Consider the following 13557-nt stretch of genomic DNA (forward strand, 5'->3'; position numbering starts at 1 on the left):
GATGGACCTCGGCCCCTACACCTCCTTCATCGCGACCTCCTACCTCGCCGCGGCGCTGGTCGTCGTGCTGCTGATCGCGTGGATCGCGATCGACTACCGCACGCAGAAGGCGCGACTGCGCGCGCTCGAGGAGAGTGGCATCAGCCGCCGCTCCGGCCGCGCCGCCACGGACATGCAATGACCGACCAGACCGCTCCTGAAGCCGCGCCGCGCCGGCGCTCGCTGTTGATGCTGCTGCCGCTCGTGGTGTTTCTCGGGCTGGCCGCGCTGTTCTGGTTCCGGCTCGGCAATGGCGATCCATCGCGGATTCCGTCCGCCCTGATCGGCCGTCCCGCGCCAGCAACGCCGCTGCCGCCACTGCCGGAGCTCGCCAACGACGGCGCCGCCGTGCCCGGACTCGACCCGGCCGTGCTCAAGGGCAAAGTCAGCATCGTCAACGTCTGGGCGTCCTGGTGCGTGCCGTGTCACGACGAGGCGCCGCTGCTGGTCGACCTCGGCCGCGACAAGCGCTTCCAGATCATCGGCATCAACTACAAGGACGCCGCCGACAACGCCCGCCGCTTCCTCGGCCGCTACGGCAATCCCTATGACGTCGTCGGCGTCGACGGCAACGGCCGCGCCGGCATCGAATGGGGCGTCTACGGCGTGCCGGAAACCTTCGTCGTCGGCCGCGAGGGCACCATCGTCTACAAGCTGGTCGGCCCGATCACGGCGCAGAACATCGACGCAGTGCTGAAGCCTGAGATCGAGAAGGCGCTGAAGGCGGGCGGTTAGTTCTGCTTCTGATAAGCCGTTAGTTTCTCATCATCGCGAGTGGAGCGGTGACTGCCCATCTCGCACGACAACCAACGGTGTCGTCCCGGCCTCGAGCCGGGACCCATACTCCGCGGCCGTCGTGGTGGGCAAGGTGTTAACGACGCGCCTGCCCGAAACGGAAGCCTGTGGTTCTGGGTCCCGGCTCAAGGCCGGGACGACAGCAGAGTTTGCGGCTCCTGCATACGCAATCTCGCTAGCTCCATCGTCATTGCGAGCGCTGCGAAGCAGTCTGTGGCGGCATGCTGAGCCCTGGATTGCTTCGTCGCTTCGCTCGCAATGACGGCGGTAGCGGAGCTACCCCTTGCTCACATCGCCTTCCGCGGCATCGCTGGCTGCCAGCGAGGCCGGGTCCTGGTGGTAGCGCTTGATCAGCGGCATCTGGGCGATGGCGAAGATCATGGTCAGCGGCAGCACGCCGAAGGCCTTGAAGCCGACCCAGAAGTCCGTGCTCTGGGTGCGCCAAACGATCTCGTTCAGCACCGCCATGGCAGCGAAGAACAGCGCCCAGCGGAACGTGAGGATGCGCCACCCCGCCGGCGTCAGGTTGAACACCTGATCGAACATGATCGCGATGAAGGAGCGGTTGAACAACAAGCCGCCGCCAAGCACGGCCGCGAACAGGCCGTAGATGATGGTCGGCTTGACCTTGATGAAGGTCTCGTCGTGCAGCACCAAGGTCAAGGTGCCGAACACGATCACGACGACGGCCGTGACCAGCGCCATCAGCGGAATGTGCCGGGTCACGACATAGGAGGCGATCAGCGCCGCGATGATCGCGACCATGAAGGCGCCGGTCGCGGCGAACAGATTGAACTTGGCGTTGACGAAGAAGAACACGATCAGCGGGCCGAGCTCGGTGGCCAGCTTGAACAGCGGATGCGGCTGGGTCTTGTCCATTCCATGTCCTGTTGGCTGTCGTCAGCGGCGACGCAGCTGATCCCGTCGTCTTCGATGCCACCGCGCCGGAGCAGCGCGGCGTCGTCAATCCTCGATGCCCGCAATCGCCCGCGCAAAATCCTTGGCGGCGAACGGCTGCAGATCCTCGACGCCCTCGCCGACGCCGATGAAGTGCACCGGCAGCTTGAACTTCTCCGACAGCGCCACCAGGATGCCGCCACGTGCCGTGCCGTCGAGCTTGGTCATCACCAGGCCGGTGACGCCAGCCGTACGATGGAACGCCTCGACCTGCGACAGCGCATTTTGTCCCACGGTGGCATCGAGCACGAGCAGCACCGCATGTGGCGCTGACGCATCGACCTTGCGAATGACGCGCACGACCTTTTCGAGCTCGTTCATCAGCTCGGCCTTGTTCTGCAGCCGGCCGGCGGTATCGATCAGCAGGATGTCGCGGCCCTGCTCCTTGGCCGCTGTGATGGCGGTGAAGGCAAGGCTTGCGGAATCCGAGCCTTGTGCGCCGGCGATCACCGGCGCCCTGGTGCGCTCGCCCCAGACCTTGAGCTGCTCGATGGCTGCGGCGCGGAAGGTATCGCCCGCCGCCAGCATCACCTGCTTGCCTTCGGAGGCGAATTTCTGCGCCAGCTTGCCGATCGTCGTGGTCTTGCCGGAGCCGTTGACGCCGACCACGAGGATCACGAACGGCTTGTGGCCGGGCTCGACGACCAGCGGCTTCGCGACGGGCGACAGCACCTTCTCGACCTCGGTCGCGACGACCGACTTCACTTCGTCGGCACTGATCGCCTTCTCGTAACGGCCTGCGCCGACAGCCTCGGCGATCCGTGCAGCCACGCTGGTGCCGAGATCGGCGCGCAGCAGCACGTCCTCGATGTCGTCGAGCATCGCCCGGTCGAGCTTGCGCTTGGTGACGAGATCGGCCACGGCCGTGCCGAGCGCGCCGGAGGTGCGCTTCAGGCCGTCCGACAGCCGCCGCCACCACGACCGCTTGGGTGTTTCGGAGGTGGTATCGTTCATGGCGTGGTGTTAGCCCTTTCCTCCCGCAAACGAAAGCCTCGCACCCGCAATACGGTTTCCATGGACATTAACCAACCCACCGATGAGGAGATGCTCGCCCGCGTGCTCCACCGCGACGGGCTGATGCTGGTGATCGACAAGCCGGCCGGCATTCCCGTGCACAAGGGACCGAAGGGCGGACCGAACCTCGAAGCGTCGTTCGATGCGCTGCGCTTCGGCCTGCCGCGCCCGCCGGTGCTGGCTCACCGGCTCGACAAGGACACCTCCGGCTGCCTCGTGCTCGGCCGCCATCGCAAGGCAACGGCTTCGCTCGGCCTTTTGTTCAAGCACGGCAAGATTTCGAAGACGTATTGGGCGGTGGTCGAGGGCGGCCCGGAGACTGACGAAGGCGTGATCGAGTTGCCGTTGGCCAAGCTGAATGCGGAGCGCGGCTGGTGGCAGAAGCCGGATCCGAACGGGCAGCCGGCGGTGACGAAATGGAGGGTGCTGGGGCGCTCGTACGCACTTCCCACTGCCGTCCCATCCTCACACTCCCCTCTTTTTTGCGGCACCGACTCCCCTCCCCCTTGCGGGGAGGGGTCGGGGGTGGGGGTCCCCACGGGTAGTGCCGCCCGGGGCCACCCCCCACCCCGACCCTCCCCCGCAAGGAGGGAGGGAGCGCAGGGTGCGCCAGGCGAAATCGCGACTCCATCAGCCAACGTGACAAAGCTCACCTGGCTCGCCATGGAACCCATCACCGGCCGCACCCACCAGCTCCGCGTCCATTCCGCCGCATCCGGCTGGCCGATCTTCGGCGACAACATCTACGGCAACGGCCCCCGCTTCGGCGAGCCGCGGCTGCATCTGCACGCGCGCGAGATTTCGATTCCGCTGTCGAAGAACAAGCCGCCCGTGCAGGTGGTGGCGCCGGCACCGCTGCACATGCATGAGCGGCTGCGGCTGTGCGGGTGGAATGGGGAGTGAGCCCGCCTCTCTCCACGCGTCATGGCCGGGCTTGTCCCGGCCATCCACGTCTTAGTTGTTGGAGGCAGCGTGGATGCCCGGGTCGAGCCCGGGCATGACGGAGTTCTGGACTGATAGTCGCGCACCATCATGGCCACCGATCATCAGCGGCTGCACGCTGCCCGGCTCGGCGCCACTAACTGACACAGGCAGATAATGCTCCGTCCGGCCCTGCGTTGCGCTCTCGATCAGCACCTCGCGCGCGCAGCCGATCTCGGCATCCAGCCGTCGCCGCAACGCCGCCTCTCCTGCCGCGCGCAGTCGCCGCGCACGATCGCGGATCACAGCGCCATCCACCTGCGGCATGCGCGCAGCCGGCGTGCCGGGGCGCGGCGAATAGGGAAAGACGTGCAAGAACGTCAGGCCGCATTCCTCGACCAGGTCGAGCGAGCGGGAAAACATCTCCTCCGTCTCCGTCGGAAAGCCCGCGATCAGATCAGCGCCGAGCGCGATCTCCGGCCGCAGCCGCCGAACCTGATCGCAGAAGGCGATCGCGTCAGCGCGCGCGTGCCGGCGCTTCATGCGTTTCAGGATCAAGTCATCGCCGGCCTGCAGCGACAGATGCAGATGCGGCATCAGCCGGGCATCGTCAGCGAGCGCATCGAGCAGGTCGGCATCGGCCTCGATCGAATCGATCGAGGAGATGCGCAGGCGTTTCAACTCCGGCACGTGGCGCAGGATCTGCTTCACCAGCCGGCCGAGCTTCGGCGCACCCGGCAAATCGGCGCCAAAGCTGGTGAGGTCGACACCGGTCAGCACGATTTCGGCATGGCCACGCTCGACAAGTGTCCGTACCTGATCGACCACCGCGCCCATCGGCACCGAGCGTGAATTGCCGCGGCCGAACGGGATGATGCAGAACGTGCAACGATGATCGCAGCCGTTCTGCACCTGGACGAACACGCGCGGCAGCCCGCGCTGGAAGCCGTCGACGAGATGCGGCGCCATCTCGGTGACGGCCATGATGTCGGACACCGCGACCTTTTCCGTCGCATCGATCCCGAAGCGCGGTGCCATCAGCGCCTGCGCCGCCGCGCGCCACGCCTCCGGCTGCAGCTTGTCGTCATTGCCGATGACTCGATCGACCTCGGGCATATCAGCGAACATCGCGCTTTGCGTCTGCGCCGCGCAGCCGGTCACGACGATGCGCGCATCGGGACGCTCGCGCTTCAATTTGCGGATCGACTGCCGCGCCTGCGCCACCGCCTCGTTGGTCACGGCGCAGCTGTTGATGACGATGGTGTCGTCGGCCCCCGCGGCCTCGGCGTGCCTCGCGATCAGCTCGGATTCGAACGCGTTGAGCCGGCAGCCGAAGGTGACGACGTCGACGCTCATGCGACGCTGGCGAACAGCTCTGGCTCGAACCGGCCCTCGAACTCGAACGTCGCAGTGCCCGTCATCAGCACGTGGTCGTCGCGCTCGCGCCACTCGATCGTGAGTTCGCCGCCCGGCAGCGTCATGTGGACGAGACGGTTGGCGCGCTTCAGCCGGGCAGCAGCGACGGCCGTCGCGCACGCCGCCGAGCCGCACGCCCTGGTCAGCCCCGCGCCGCGCTCCCAGGTGCGCATCGTGATGTGGTCGCGATCGACGATCTGGGCGAGCGTGATGTTGGCGCGCTCCGGGAAGATCGGATGGTTTTCCAACAGCGGCCCGAAGCGCTCGAGGTCGTAGGAATTGACGTCGTTGTCGACCCAGAACACGGCGTGCGGATTGCCCATGCTGACGACCGACGGCAAATGCAGGATCGGCGCGTCGATCGGGCCGATCTGCAGCTCGATGTAGCGGGTGTCGCGGAACTCCTCCGCGAGCGGGATCTCCTGCCAGCCGAACTTCGGCACGCCCATGTCGACGGTGTAGAGCTCAGGCGACGGCCCCTGCCAGCAGTTCAGCAGGCCGGCGCGGGTCTCGAACGTGGCGCTGGTCTGGCCGGTCTTGCCGAATACCTGGCGCACCACGCAGCGCATGCCGTTGCCGCAGGCGCCGGACTCCGAGCCGTCATTGTTGTAGATGCGGATGAAGGCCTCGGTGCCGTCGAAGCGCGGCCGCTGCAGCACCATCAACTGGTCGTAGGGAACACGGGCTGCAACCGCGCGCGCCTCGTCCGGCGTGACGACATGCTTCACATCGCGCAGATCCAGCACGACGATCTCGTTGCCGATCCCGTTCATCTTGACGAAGCTGTGGTTGGCCAGCGGGCTCATGAAAATATCCAAATTGTGTCCGTCTTATATGGCGAATGGCGCCGCATTGACCAGTCCGCAGGGGGACATGACGCATCTGTCATGGGACGCCGCGCCGCCGGGCATGTTAGGACCGCACGTTCGCCGGCACGCGCCCTGCGCAGGAGCAGCACGGCACTGGAGAATAGTCGAATGAATCTCAGCACTTTCCGCATCGTTCTGGCCGTGGGCTCGGTCGCGTTGGCGCTGGGTGGCCCGCTGGCCCGGGCGCAGGCGCCCTCGGCCTCGCCGTCTCCGGCGGCCTCAGCTTCGCCCGCTCCGGCGCCGAGCGCGATGCCCGCGCCTGCGGCCTCGGCTTCCCCGGCCGCTTCGGCCAGTCCGACACCTTCAGCCAGCCCCACCCCGGCCGCCAGCGCGAGCCCCTCGCCGTCATCCTCGCCTGCCGCCCAGGCGCCGGCTGCCGCTCCGGCCCAGGCGGTCGATTCATTTGGCGACGAGATCAAGCTCGAGGCCAAGAAGGTCGTCCAGATCAAGGGCACCGCGAACTGGGACAATGCGTTCGATACGCTGATCGACTCGTTCAAGGCGCTGTCGACCACACTGGACAAGCAGGGCGTCAAGCCCGCCGGCAACGGCATGATCGTCTACACCTCGACCGACGACAACGGCTTCACGTTCTTCGCGGAGATCCCGATCGAGCAGGAGCCGAAGACGCTCGGCAAGGGCATGAGCATCGGCCAGTCGCCCGAGGGCAAGGCGCTGAAGTTCGTGCATCGCGGCTCCTACGACAACATGGACAACACCTACGAGGCGATCACCAACCATCTCGACGAGCGCCGGCTGGAAGCCAAGGACACGTTCATCGAGGAGTACCTGACCGATCCCCTGAAGACGGCCGAGGACAAGCTCGTCATCAACGTCTACGTGCCGCTGAAGTGAGCGCCAACATGATCAGACCGCTGCTCGTCGCCGCGATTGTGGCCTCAACCGCCCTGCCCGCGCTGGCGGACGACATCGCCCGGCAGGACACGCCCGCGATCACGGTCAGCGGCGAAGGCAGCGTGCAGGCGCCGCCGGATCTGGCGCAGATCGATGCCGGCGTCGCCTCCGACGCCAAGACCGCGCGCGAGGCCGCCGAGGCCAACAACACCGCGATGGCTAGGGTGTTGCAGGCGCTGAAGACGGCGGGGATCGCGGACAAGGACGTGCAGACCTCGCGGCTGTCGCTGCAACCGCAATACGTGCAGACCAATCGGCCGGGGCAGACGACGGTCACCGGCTATCGCGCCAGCAATCGCCTGACGATCAAGCTCCACGACGTCGGCAAGGTGGCGAACGTGATCGACGCGGTGGTGGCCGCCGGCGCCAACGATGTCGGCAACGTCTTCTTCAGCGTCGCCGAGCCGTCCAAGCTGCTCGACCAGGCGCGCGAGAAGGCCGTCACGGATGCCCGCCGCAAGGCCGAGATCTACGCCAAGGCCGCCGGCGTCACGCTCGGCCAGCCGCTCAACATCGCCGAGGACGGCGCGCCGACGCCGGTGTTCCGCGCCAAGACGTTTGCCGCGCCAATGGCGGCCGGGGCACCGACGCCGGTGGCGCAGGGCGAGGAGACGCTGTCGGTGACGGTCAGCGTGACCTGGGCGATCAAGGCGGGGCAATAAGGCGCCTCTCACCCGCACGGCGCATTCATGCATCGTGCAAGCCGACAGCGCTGCTACAAGCTCGGTGTCGTCCCGGCCAACGCGCCGAGCCCAACACGCCGCGGCGGATGTTGTTGCCCGAAATGGAGCTGCCAACCTTCGTTAGATTCAGCCCGGTGGTTAGGATCCCGGCGTTCGCCGGGATGACGCCTGAAAGCCTGACGGCCGGCCTGGACTCATCGGCGAGTTCTGATGTGGCAGTTAGCGATGACTTCGAACGGCCGTCATCTGTGTGTCCGAAACAGATGAGCCGTGATGTGGTCGCGGGAGGCGAACGACAGCGGAACGGGGGCGGTTGGCAACAAAAAAGCCGGGCAAAGCCCGGCCTTTGTGACTGGATGATGCCGCGCCGCTCAGTACAGCGGGATGCCCTGCGGGTAGCCGCCGAGATCGGACGGCGCCATCAGCGGCTGGCGGTCGATCGGGCGGTTGAGGTTTTCGCGCGCGAACGACGGGTAGCCGACGGCCGGCGGGAAGGCGTAGTCCGAGAACTTGCGGTCGCCCGGCAGCACCTCGGTGCCGCCGTCGAGGAACGAGCGGCGGGTGATGTAGATGCGGGTGCGCGGGCCGGACTGGTAGGAATAGTTCGGGCCGTTGGACGTGACCGCCGCAGCACGGCGCTTGGCGGGGGCGGCGTCGGCGGCAAGAGACGTGACGGCAAGGCCGGTCGCGGCGATCACCGCCAGGGCCATGACCCGGGTCGCAGCAGAAAATTCAATCATCACGTCCTCTTCCTCGCGCCAAACGGGGCGGGCGCTCGCCATGCGCATGATTTGGCCCGCACAATATCTGGGTCGGCTGTGGCATCACAAGGTCATTCCCGCGACGCCGTGCAAGATAAATTCCGGCTGTGGCGGGAAAGTTGCATCAATTTCCGTAGCTTGCCGGCGCCGCCCGCGGCGAGAGGATGGCGCGGCGGCCGCCGGCAACATGCAGACGCAAATCGGCGGTCAGAAGGTGCCGCGCAGCCTGGGATTGTCGAGCGCGGTGATCCAGTCGTTCAGGGTCTTGGCCAGTCCCGGGGCATCGCAATCGGCGCGCCGCGGTTCGGCCTGGGCGAACAGCTCCGCCAGGGCCGGGTCACGGCTGGGGGACGACAGCAGGGTCAGGCGGTTGAGCATGCAGCCGACGGCCGCGCGCCGGGTCTGCATCGCCACGCCCTGGCAGGACCAGCCGGAAATCCGCAGCGCCGGCACGGCAATGGTCTTCAGAAAGCCGAGGCAGGCTCCGGGCCCATCCGGCGCGCCGGCCTGGCGCAGCAGGCTGACCGGGCCGAACCGGCTGTCGATGATCCCTGCCGCCTCGAGCTCCGGGGCATGACGTCCCAGACGGGCCGCCAGATCCCCGATCGGGTTGCGCATGCCTTCGCGCTCCGGCCCGATCCGGTAGACCTCGATCTCGGCCGCGGGCCGGTCGGCCGGCTCGCCCCAGCGCAGCACGTCCTTGCGGCCGCCGGCGGCGTGCGTCAGCACGGTGTAGGTCGCGGTACGGTCGGGCTGGTCGGTGAGGCGCAGCGAAAACGCCGGCACGGCGGCATCGGCGAGGGTCCACCCCGCTCTGCCGGCGGGCGCCTCGACGCCAGTGTCGATCCGGTTCCAGGCGGCCACGCCGAGCATGGCGATCAACGCCAAAGTCCCCACATAGGCGAACAGGCGCGCAAAGGTGCCGCAGACCTCGTCCGCGAAGCTTTGCAGCCCCTGCAGGACGGATGCGGAACGGGTGTGTGCGGCTGTGCTGGCCGAATCGGGATGCATCGAATGCGAGACGTCGTGGTAACGTTGTGTCAGGGACGTTTCTCGCATAGAAGCGCTGCCGCTTCCGTTTCCGCCCAGATGCGCGGTCGGCCAAATTTCTTCGGAGAGTGAACGATGGGTTACAAAGTCGCAGTGGTCGGCGCGACCGGCAATGTCGGACGGGAAATGCTCAATATTCTCGATGAGCGCCAATTCCCCGCCGACGAGGTCGTGGCGCTGGCGTCGCGCCGCAGCGTCGGTGTCGAGGTGTCCTATGGCGACCGCACCCTGAAGTGCAAGGCGCTCGAGCACTACGATTTTGCCGATGTCGACATCTGCCTGATGTCGGCGGGCGGATCGGTATCGAAGGAATGGTCGCCGAAGATCGGCGCCGCCGGGGCCGTGGTGATCGACAATTCGTCGGCCTGGCGCATGGACCCGGACGTGCCACTGATCGTGCCGGAGGTGAACGCCGATGCGACCGCCGGCTTCAACAAGAAGAACATCATCGCCAATCCGAATTGCTCGACCGCGCAGCTCGTCGTCGCGCTGAAGCCGCTGCACGACAAGGCAACGATCACGCGCGTCGTGGTGTCGACCTATCAGTCGGTGTCGGGCGCCGGCAAGGACGCGATGGACGAACTGTTCTCCCAGACCAAGGCCGTCTACACCAATGACGAGCTCGTCAACAACAAGTTCCCCAAGCGCATCGCCTTCAACGTCATTCCGCAGATCGACGTCTTCATGGAAGACGGCTTCACCAAGGAAGAGTGGAAGATGATGGCGGAGACCAAGAAGATCCTCGATCCAAAGATCAAGCTGACCGCGACCTGCGTGCGCGTGCCGGTGTTCGTCGGCCACTCCGAAGCGGTCAATGTCGAGTTCGAGAATCCGATCACCGCGGATGAGGCCCGCAGCATCCTGCGCAACGCGCCGGGCTGCCTCGTGATCGACAAGCACGAGCCGGGCGGCTACGTCACGCCCTATGAGGCCGCCGGCGAGGACGCCACCTATATCAGCCGCATCCGCGAGGACGGCACCATCGAGAACGGCCTCGCCTTCTGGTGCGTCTCCGACAACCTCCGCAAGGGCGCCGCGCTGAACGCCATCCAGATCGCGGAAGTCCTCGTCAACCGCAAACTGATCACCGCCAAGAAGAAGGCCGCCTGATAAAGTCACCGGTGCGCCGTCGCCCGGGTAGGCATCATGGCCGTTGCATATGACAATGGAAGTTTGGGGATCGTCTGTATCTAAGTCGTCATGGCCGGGCTTGTCCCGGCCATCCACGTCGTTCGGCATACTGAGGACGACGTGGATGCCCGGGACAAGCCCGGGCATGACGGCGTAACTAATCAGAAGGGTCGTTCGCGGGCGAGTCCTGGTGGGATGACCGAGCGGATTCGGGGTGGGGTCCAAATTGGCTGACAGCAGCAAGACCGAATCGGCAATGGCGCCAGCGCCCGTGCCGTCGAAGCACGCGCCGGGGCCGCTCGAGCGCGGGCTCGAAGGCTTCCTGTTCAAGAGCCGCTGGCTGATGGCGCCGTTCTATGTCGGCCTCGTCGTCAGCCTCGCCGTGCTGCTGTTCAAGTTCGCGCTGCTGCTGTGGGAGAACATCATCCATCTGCCGAGCGCGAAGGAGAGCGACATCATCCTCGGCGTGCTCAGCCTGATCGACGTCTGCCTCACCGGCAATCTCGTGCTGATCGTGGTGTTCTCAGGCTATGAGAACTTCGTCTCGCGCATCGATCCCGGCGGCCATCCCGACTGGCCGGAATGGATGACCAAGGTCGATTTCGCCGGGTTGAAACAGAAGCTGCTGGCCTCGATCGTTGCGATCTCCGCCATTCAGTTGCTGAAGGCGTTCATGAATCTCGACGCCGGCTACGACTCGGTCAAGCTGGGCTGGCTGGTCGGCGTGCACATGACCTTCGTGGTGTCGACCGTGATGCTGGCGCTGTCCGACCGGTGGTCGGGAGATCATTGAGAAGGGGCGAGTAACGAAGGGTGTCTGCCGCAGACCGGCGTCTCACACCTTCCTCTTCGCTAAAGCATGAGCCGGAAAAGTGCGCAGCGGTTTTCCGAAAAGATCATGCGCAAACAATAACCTAAAGCGCGATGACGATTCATCCTGATCTCATCGCGCTTTAGGCGACGGACCGCGCGCTCTTGAATTCCTTGGTCGCCTTGTCGAGCACGAACAGCGAGCCCTCGGACACCCCGAAATAGGCGCCGTGCAGTTGAAGATCTCCCGCCTCGACGCGGCTGCGCACGAACGGGAAGGTCATGAGATTTTCGAGACTGCGGAACACCGCCGCCTTCTCGATGCGGACGACGAAGTCCTGAAAACTCTCATGGTCGCGCTGCTCGACGACCTCGCCGGGCTTGATGAACATCGACATCCAGCGGCCGATGAAGTCGCCGGGCGACAGCGGCGCGGCCTTGTCGACGAAGGCGCGGATGCCGCCGCATTGGGCATGGCCGAGGATCACGATGTGCTTCACCTTCAGCACCGTGACGGCATATTCCAGCGCCGCCGAGACGCCGTGCGCGTTGGCGTCGGGCTGATAGATCGGCACGAGATTGGCGATGTTCCGGAGCACGAACAATTCGCCGGGCCCGACATCGAAGATGACCTCGGGCGAGACGCGGGAGTCGCAACAGCCGATCACCATCACCTCGGGCGACTGGCCGCGCTCGGATAGCTCCAGATAGCGGCTCTGTTCGGTGGGGAGGCGCTGAGTGGTGAAGGCGCGATAGCCTTCGAGCAGACGTTGCGGAAACGAGATCATGGGCCCTGCCTTAAACACACGAGGCCTGCGGGAACAAGCCTTTCGGCCCGGCGGTCGAAATGGTATCGCGGGCCGGCTCAATAAACCAAGGGAAACGCCGAAATGATCCGCCCGCGCCGCAGTCTCCTGTTCATGCCCGGCTCCAATGCCCGCGCGCTGGAGAAGGGACGGAACCTGCCGGCCGACGGGCTGATCCTGGATCTCGAGGATTCCGTGGCGCCCGATGCCAAGGCGGCCGCGCGCGAGCAGATCGCCAAGGCGGTCGCCGCCGACGGCTACGGCAAGCGCGAGCTGCTGATCCGGATCAACAGCCTGGACACGGCATGGTGGAGCGACGACGTCGCGATGGCCGGCCAGACCGCAACTGACGGCATCCTGGTTCCCAAGGTGTCAACCGTCGACGATCTGCGCCTGGTGACGAGCCGCCTCGCCGAGGTCGGCGCCGATCCGGCGCTGAAGGTGTGGGCGATGATCGAGACCGCGCGCGCCGTGCTCGACGCCGACCTGCTCGCGGCCACCGCGCATGAAGAAGGCTCACGGCTCGCCGGCTTCGTGTTCGGCCCGAACGACATCTCGCGCGAGACGCGCATCCGGATGGTTCCGGGCCGCTCGACGATGCTGCCGATGATCAGCCATTGCATTCTGGCGACGCGCGCGCATGGGCTGGAAATTCTCGATGGTCCCTACAGCGACTTCGCCAACACCGACGGCTTCTCGCAGGAATGCATCCAGGCCCGCGATCTCGGCTTCGACGGCAAGACGCTGATCCATCCCGGCCAGATCGACACCTGCAACGCGATCTTCACGCCGCCGGCGGCCGAGGTGGCCGACGCCCGCAAGATCCTTGCGGCGTTCGAATTGCCGGAGAATGCCTCGCGCGGGGCGATCCAGATCGACGGCCGCATGGTCGAGCGGCTGCATGCCGAGATGGCCAAGCGTACGATCGCGATCGCGGATGCGATCGCTGAGATGGCGAAGTAGTTGAGACGGAGGAGGACGCGCCGCGTCAGATCTGTCTGAGGCTGAGGATGTAGTTGACGAGATCGCCGCGCTGCTCTGGCGTCAGGATGACGTTGGGCATCGTCGGGTGGCTGCTCTGCAGGAATACCTTCAGCGACAGCTCGGTGGTCGACGGCATGTTAGCCACCGCCGCGAAATCGGGCGCCGTGCGTGTCTGGGCTCTGGCTGCGCTGGCATCGATCGCGTGGCACGGGCTGCACCACGCCTCCGCGAGCTTACGGCCCGTCTGGACGCTCTCCGCCGTGGGCGTCGCGCCGTTGGCATAGTGCAGCCGGATCAGCAGCATCGCGACGAGCGCGAGCAACAGCGCGGCCCCGATATGGAGCCAGGTGTTGCGGTGCAGGTTCGGCATACTCATCGCGTTGCTCCGCTATGGGGAATGGGAGGG

Annotated in this window: 16 protein-coding genes; 8 read left to right on the forward strand and 8 right to left on the reverse strand. The window is 66.0% G+C overall.

Features of this window, described 5'->3' with window-relative positions; translation table 11 throughout:
• The first annotated feature begins 1 nt into the window (after position 1).
• Positions 2-181 (forward strand): heme exporter protein CcmD, encoded by a 180-nt coding sequence (ccmD, locus tag BRAD285_RS32660; protein ID WP_006611640.1) that lies wholly within the window; start codon positions 2-4, stop codon positions 179-181.
• Positions 178-774 carry a DsbE family thiol:disulfide interchange protein gene (locus tag BRAD285_RS32665; RefSeq protein WP_006611641.1) on the forward strand — a complete coding sequence of 199 codons (597 nt, stop codon included), beginning with the start codon at positions 178-180 and terminating at the stop codon, positions 772-774. The genes ccmD and BRAD285_RS32665 overlap by 4 nt, the downstream gene beginning before the upstream one ends.
• 336 nt (positions 775-1110) lie before the next feature.
• Here BRAD285_RS32665 and BRAD285_RS32670 read toward each other — a convergent pair whose 3' ends face one another.
• Both BRAD285_RS32670 and ftsY read right to left on the reverse strand, forming a co-directional pair.
• Positions 1111-1713 (reverse strand): septation protein A, encoded by a 603-nt coding sequence (locus BRAD285_RS32670; protein ID WP_006611642.1) that lies wholly within the window; start codon positions 1711-1713, stop codon positions 1111-1113.
• Between the two features lie 84 nt (positions 1714-1797).
• Positions 1798-2745, reverse strand: a complete 948-nt coding sequence (ftsY, locus tag BRAD285_RS32675; protein WP_006611643.1) for a signal recognition particle-docking protein FtsY — start codon at positions 2743-2745, stop codon at positions 1798-1800.
• 60 nt (positions 2746-2805) lie between these two features.
• Between ftsY and BRAD285_RS32680 the strand changes: the two genes are divergently transcribed.
• A complete protein-coding gene (locus BRAD285_RS32680; RefSeq protein WP_087877701.1) occupies positions 2806-3708 on the forward strand; it encodes an RluA family pseudouridine synthase in 903 nt (300 codons plus the stop codon).
• Between the two features lie 51 nt (positions 3709-3759).
• Here the strand turns inward: BRAD285_RS32680 and mtaB are convergent, their stop codons facing one another.
• Positions 3760-5082, reverse strand: coding sequence for a tRNA (N(6)-L-threonylcarbamoyladenosine(37)-C(2))-methylthiotransferase MtaB (mtaB, locus tag BRAD285_RS32685; protein WP_006611476.1), 1323 nt, complete (start codon positions 5080-5082; stop codon positions 3760-3762).
• On the reverse strand, positions 5079-5948 hold the full coding sequence (gene dapF, locus BRAD285_RS32690; RefSeq protein ID WP_006611477.1) for a diaminopimelate epimerase: 870 nt from the start codon (positions 5946-5948) through the stop codon (positions 5079-5081). The genes mtaB and dapF overlap by 4 nt, the downstream gene beginning before the upstream one ends.
• Positions 5949-6119: 171 nt before the next feature.
• Between dapF and BRAD285_RS32695 the strand changes: the two genes are divergently transcribed.
• Together BRAD285_RS32695 and BRAD285_RS32700 are read left to right on the forward strand one after the other, a co-directional pair.
• Positions 6120-6866 (forward strand): GyrI-like domain-containing protein, encoded by a 747-nt coding sequence (locus BRAD285_RS32695; protein WP_006611478.1) that lies wholly within the window; start codon positions 6120-6122, stop codon positions 6864-6866.
• 8 nt (positions 6867-6874) lie between these two features.
• The gene (locus tag BRAD285_RS32700) at positions 6875-7588 is read left to right on the forward strand and encodes an SIMPL domain-containing protein (RefSeq protein WP_006611479.1); all 714 of its coding nucleotides are present in this window, start codon (positions 6875-6877) and stop codon (positions 7586-7588) included.
• 392 nt (positions 7589-7980) lie between these two features.
• Here BRAD285_RS32700 and BRAD285_RS32705 read toward each other — a convergent pair whose 3' ends face one another.
• Both BRAD285_RS32705 and BRAD285_RS32710 read right to left on the reverse strand, forming a co-directional pair.
• Positions 7981-8349 carry a hypothetical protein gene (locus BRAD285_RS32705; protein ID WP_006611480.1) on the reverse strand — a complete coding sequence of 123 codons (369 nt, stop codon included), beginning with the start codon at positions 8347-8349 and terminating at the stop codon, positions 7981-7983.
• A 228-nt stretch (positions 8350-8577) separates the two neighbouring features.
• Complete coding sequence (locus tag BRAD285_RS32710; RefSeq protein WP_006611481.1) at positions 8578-9381, reverse strand: hypothetical protein; 804 nt, start codon at positions 9379-9381, stop codon at positions 8578-8580.
• 114 nt (positions 9382-9495) lie between these two features.
• Here BRAD285_RS32710 and BRAD285_RS32715 point away from each other — a divergent pair, with 114 nt between their 5' ends.
• Together BRAD285_RS32715 and BRAD285_RS32720 are read left to right on the forward strand one after the other, a co-directional pair.
• A complete protein-coding gene (locus BRAD285_RS32715) occupies positions 9496-10530 on the forward strand; it encodes an aspartate-semialdehyde dehydrogenase (RefSeq protein WP_006611482.1) in 1035 nt (344 codons plus the stop codon).
• A gap of 277 nt (positions 10531-10807) precedes the next feature.
• The gene (locus BRAD285_RS32720) at positions 10808-11344 is read left to right on the forward strand and encodes a TIGR00645 family protein (protein ID WP_035646004.1); all 537 of its coding nucleotides are present in this window, start codon (positions 10808-10810) and stop codon (positions 11342-11344) included.
• A gap of 160 nt (positions 11345-11504) precedes the next feature.
• Here the strand turns inward: BRAD285_RS32720 and BRAD285_RS32725 are convergent, their stop codons facing one another.
• On the reverse strand, positions 11505-12149 hold the full coding sequence (locus tag BRAD285_RS32725) for a carbonic anhydrase (protein WP_006611484.1): 645 nt from the start codon (positions 12147-12149) through the stop codon (positions 11505-11507).
• A gap of 102 nt (positions 12150-12251) precedes the next feature.
• Here BRAD285_RS32725 and BRAD285_RS32730 point away from each other — a divergent pair, with 102 nt between their 5' ends.
• Complete coding sequence (locus tag BRAD285_RS32730; RefSeq protein ID WP_006611485.1) at positions 12252-13130, forward strand: CoA ester lyase; 879 nt, start codon at positions 12252-12254, stop codon at positions 13128-13130.
• Between the two features lie 25 nt (positions 13131-13155).
• On the opposite strand, the gene BRAD285_RS32735 is transcribed toward BRAD285_RS32730, so the two are convergent.
• A complete protein-coding gene (locus BRAD285_RS32735; RefSeq protein ID WP_006611486.1) occupies positions 13156-13527 on the reverse strand; it encodes a c-type cytochrome in 372 nt (123 codons plus the stop codon).
• Positions 13528-13557 lie beyond the last annotated feature (30 nt).

Source organism: Bradyrhizobium sp. ORS 285, from assembly GCF_900176205.1.
Lineage (GTDB): Bacteria > Pseudomonadota > Alphaproteobacteria > Rhizobiales > Xanthobacteraceae > Bradyrhizobium.

Coding starts and splice junctions, on each gene's coding strand:
- ftsY (WP_006611643.1), bottom strand. CDS start 2,745: ATGAACGATACCACCTCCGAAACACCCAAGCGGTCGTGGTGGCGGCGG.
- BRAD285_RS32720 (WP_035646004.1), top strand. CDS start 10,808: ATGGCGCCAGCGCCCGTGCCGTCGAAGCACGCGCCGGGGCCGCTCGAG.
- BRAD285_RS32700 (WP_006611479.1), top strand. CDS start 6,875: ATGATCAGACCGCTGCTCGTCGCCGCGATTGTGGCCTCAACCGCCCTG.
- BRAD285_RS32710 (WP_006611481.1), bottom strand. CDS start 9,381: ATGCATCCCGATTCGGCCAGCACAGCCGCACACACCCGTTCCGCATCC.
- ccmD (WP_006611640.1), top strand. CDS start 2: ATGGACCTCGGCCCCTACACCTCCTTCATCGCGACCTCCTACCTCGCC.
- dapF (WP_006611477.1), bottom strand. CDS start 5,948: ATGAGCCCGCTGGCCAACCACAGCTTCGTCAAGATGAACGGGATCGGC.
- mtaB (WP_006611476.1), bottom strand. CDS start 5,082: ATGAGCGTCGACGTCGTCACCTTCGGCTGCCGGCTCAACGCGTTCGAA.
- BRAD285_RS32680 (WP_087877701.1), top strand. CDS start 2,806: ATGGACATTAACCAACCCACCGATGAGGAGATGCTCGCCCGCGTGCTC.
- BRAD285_RS32735 (WP_006611486.1), bottom strand. CDS start 13,527: ATGAGTATGCCGAACCTGCACCGCAACACCTGGCTCCATATCGGGGCC.
- BRAD285_RS32670 (WP_006611642.1), bottom strand. CDS start 1,713: ATGGACAAGACCCAGCCGCATCCGCTGTTCAAGCTGGCCACCGAGCTC.
- BRAD285_RS32725 (WP_006611484.1), bottom strand. CDS start 12,149: ATGATCTCGTTTCCGCAACGTCTGCTCGAAGGCTATCGCGCCTTCACC.
- BRAD285_RS32695 (WP_006611478.1), top strand. CDS start 6,120: ATGAATCTCAGCACTTTCCGCATCGTTCTGGCCGTGGGCTCGGTCGCG.
- BRAD285_RS32705 (WP_006611480.1), bottom strand. CDS start 8,349: ATGATTGAATTTTCTGCTGCGACCCGGGTCATGGCCCTGGCGGTGATC.
- BRAD285_RS32715 (WP_006611482.1), top strand. CDS start 9,496: ATGGGTTACAAAGTCGCAGTGGTCGGCGCGACCGGCAATGTCGGACGG.
- BRAD285_RS32665 (WP_006611641.1), top strand. CDS start 178: ATGACCGACCAGACCGCTCCTGAAGCCGCGCCGCGCCGGCGCTCGCTG.
- BRAD285_RS32730 (WP_006611485.1), top strand. CDS start 12,252: ATGATCCGCCCGCGCCGCAGTCTCCTGTTCATGCCCGGCTCCAATGCC.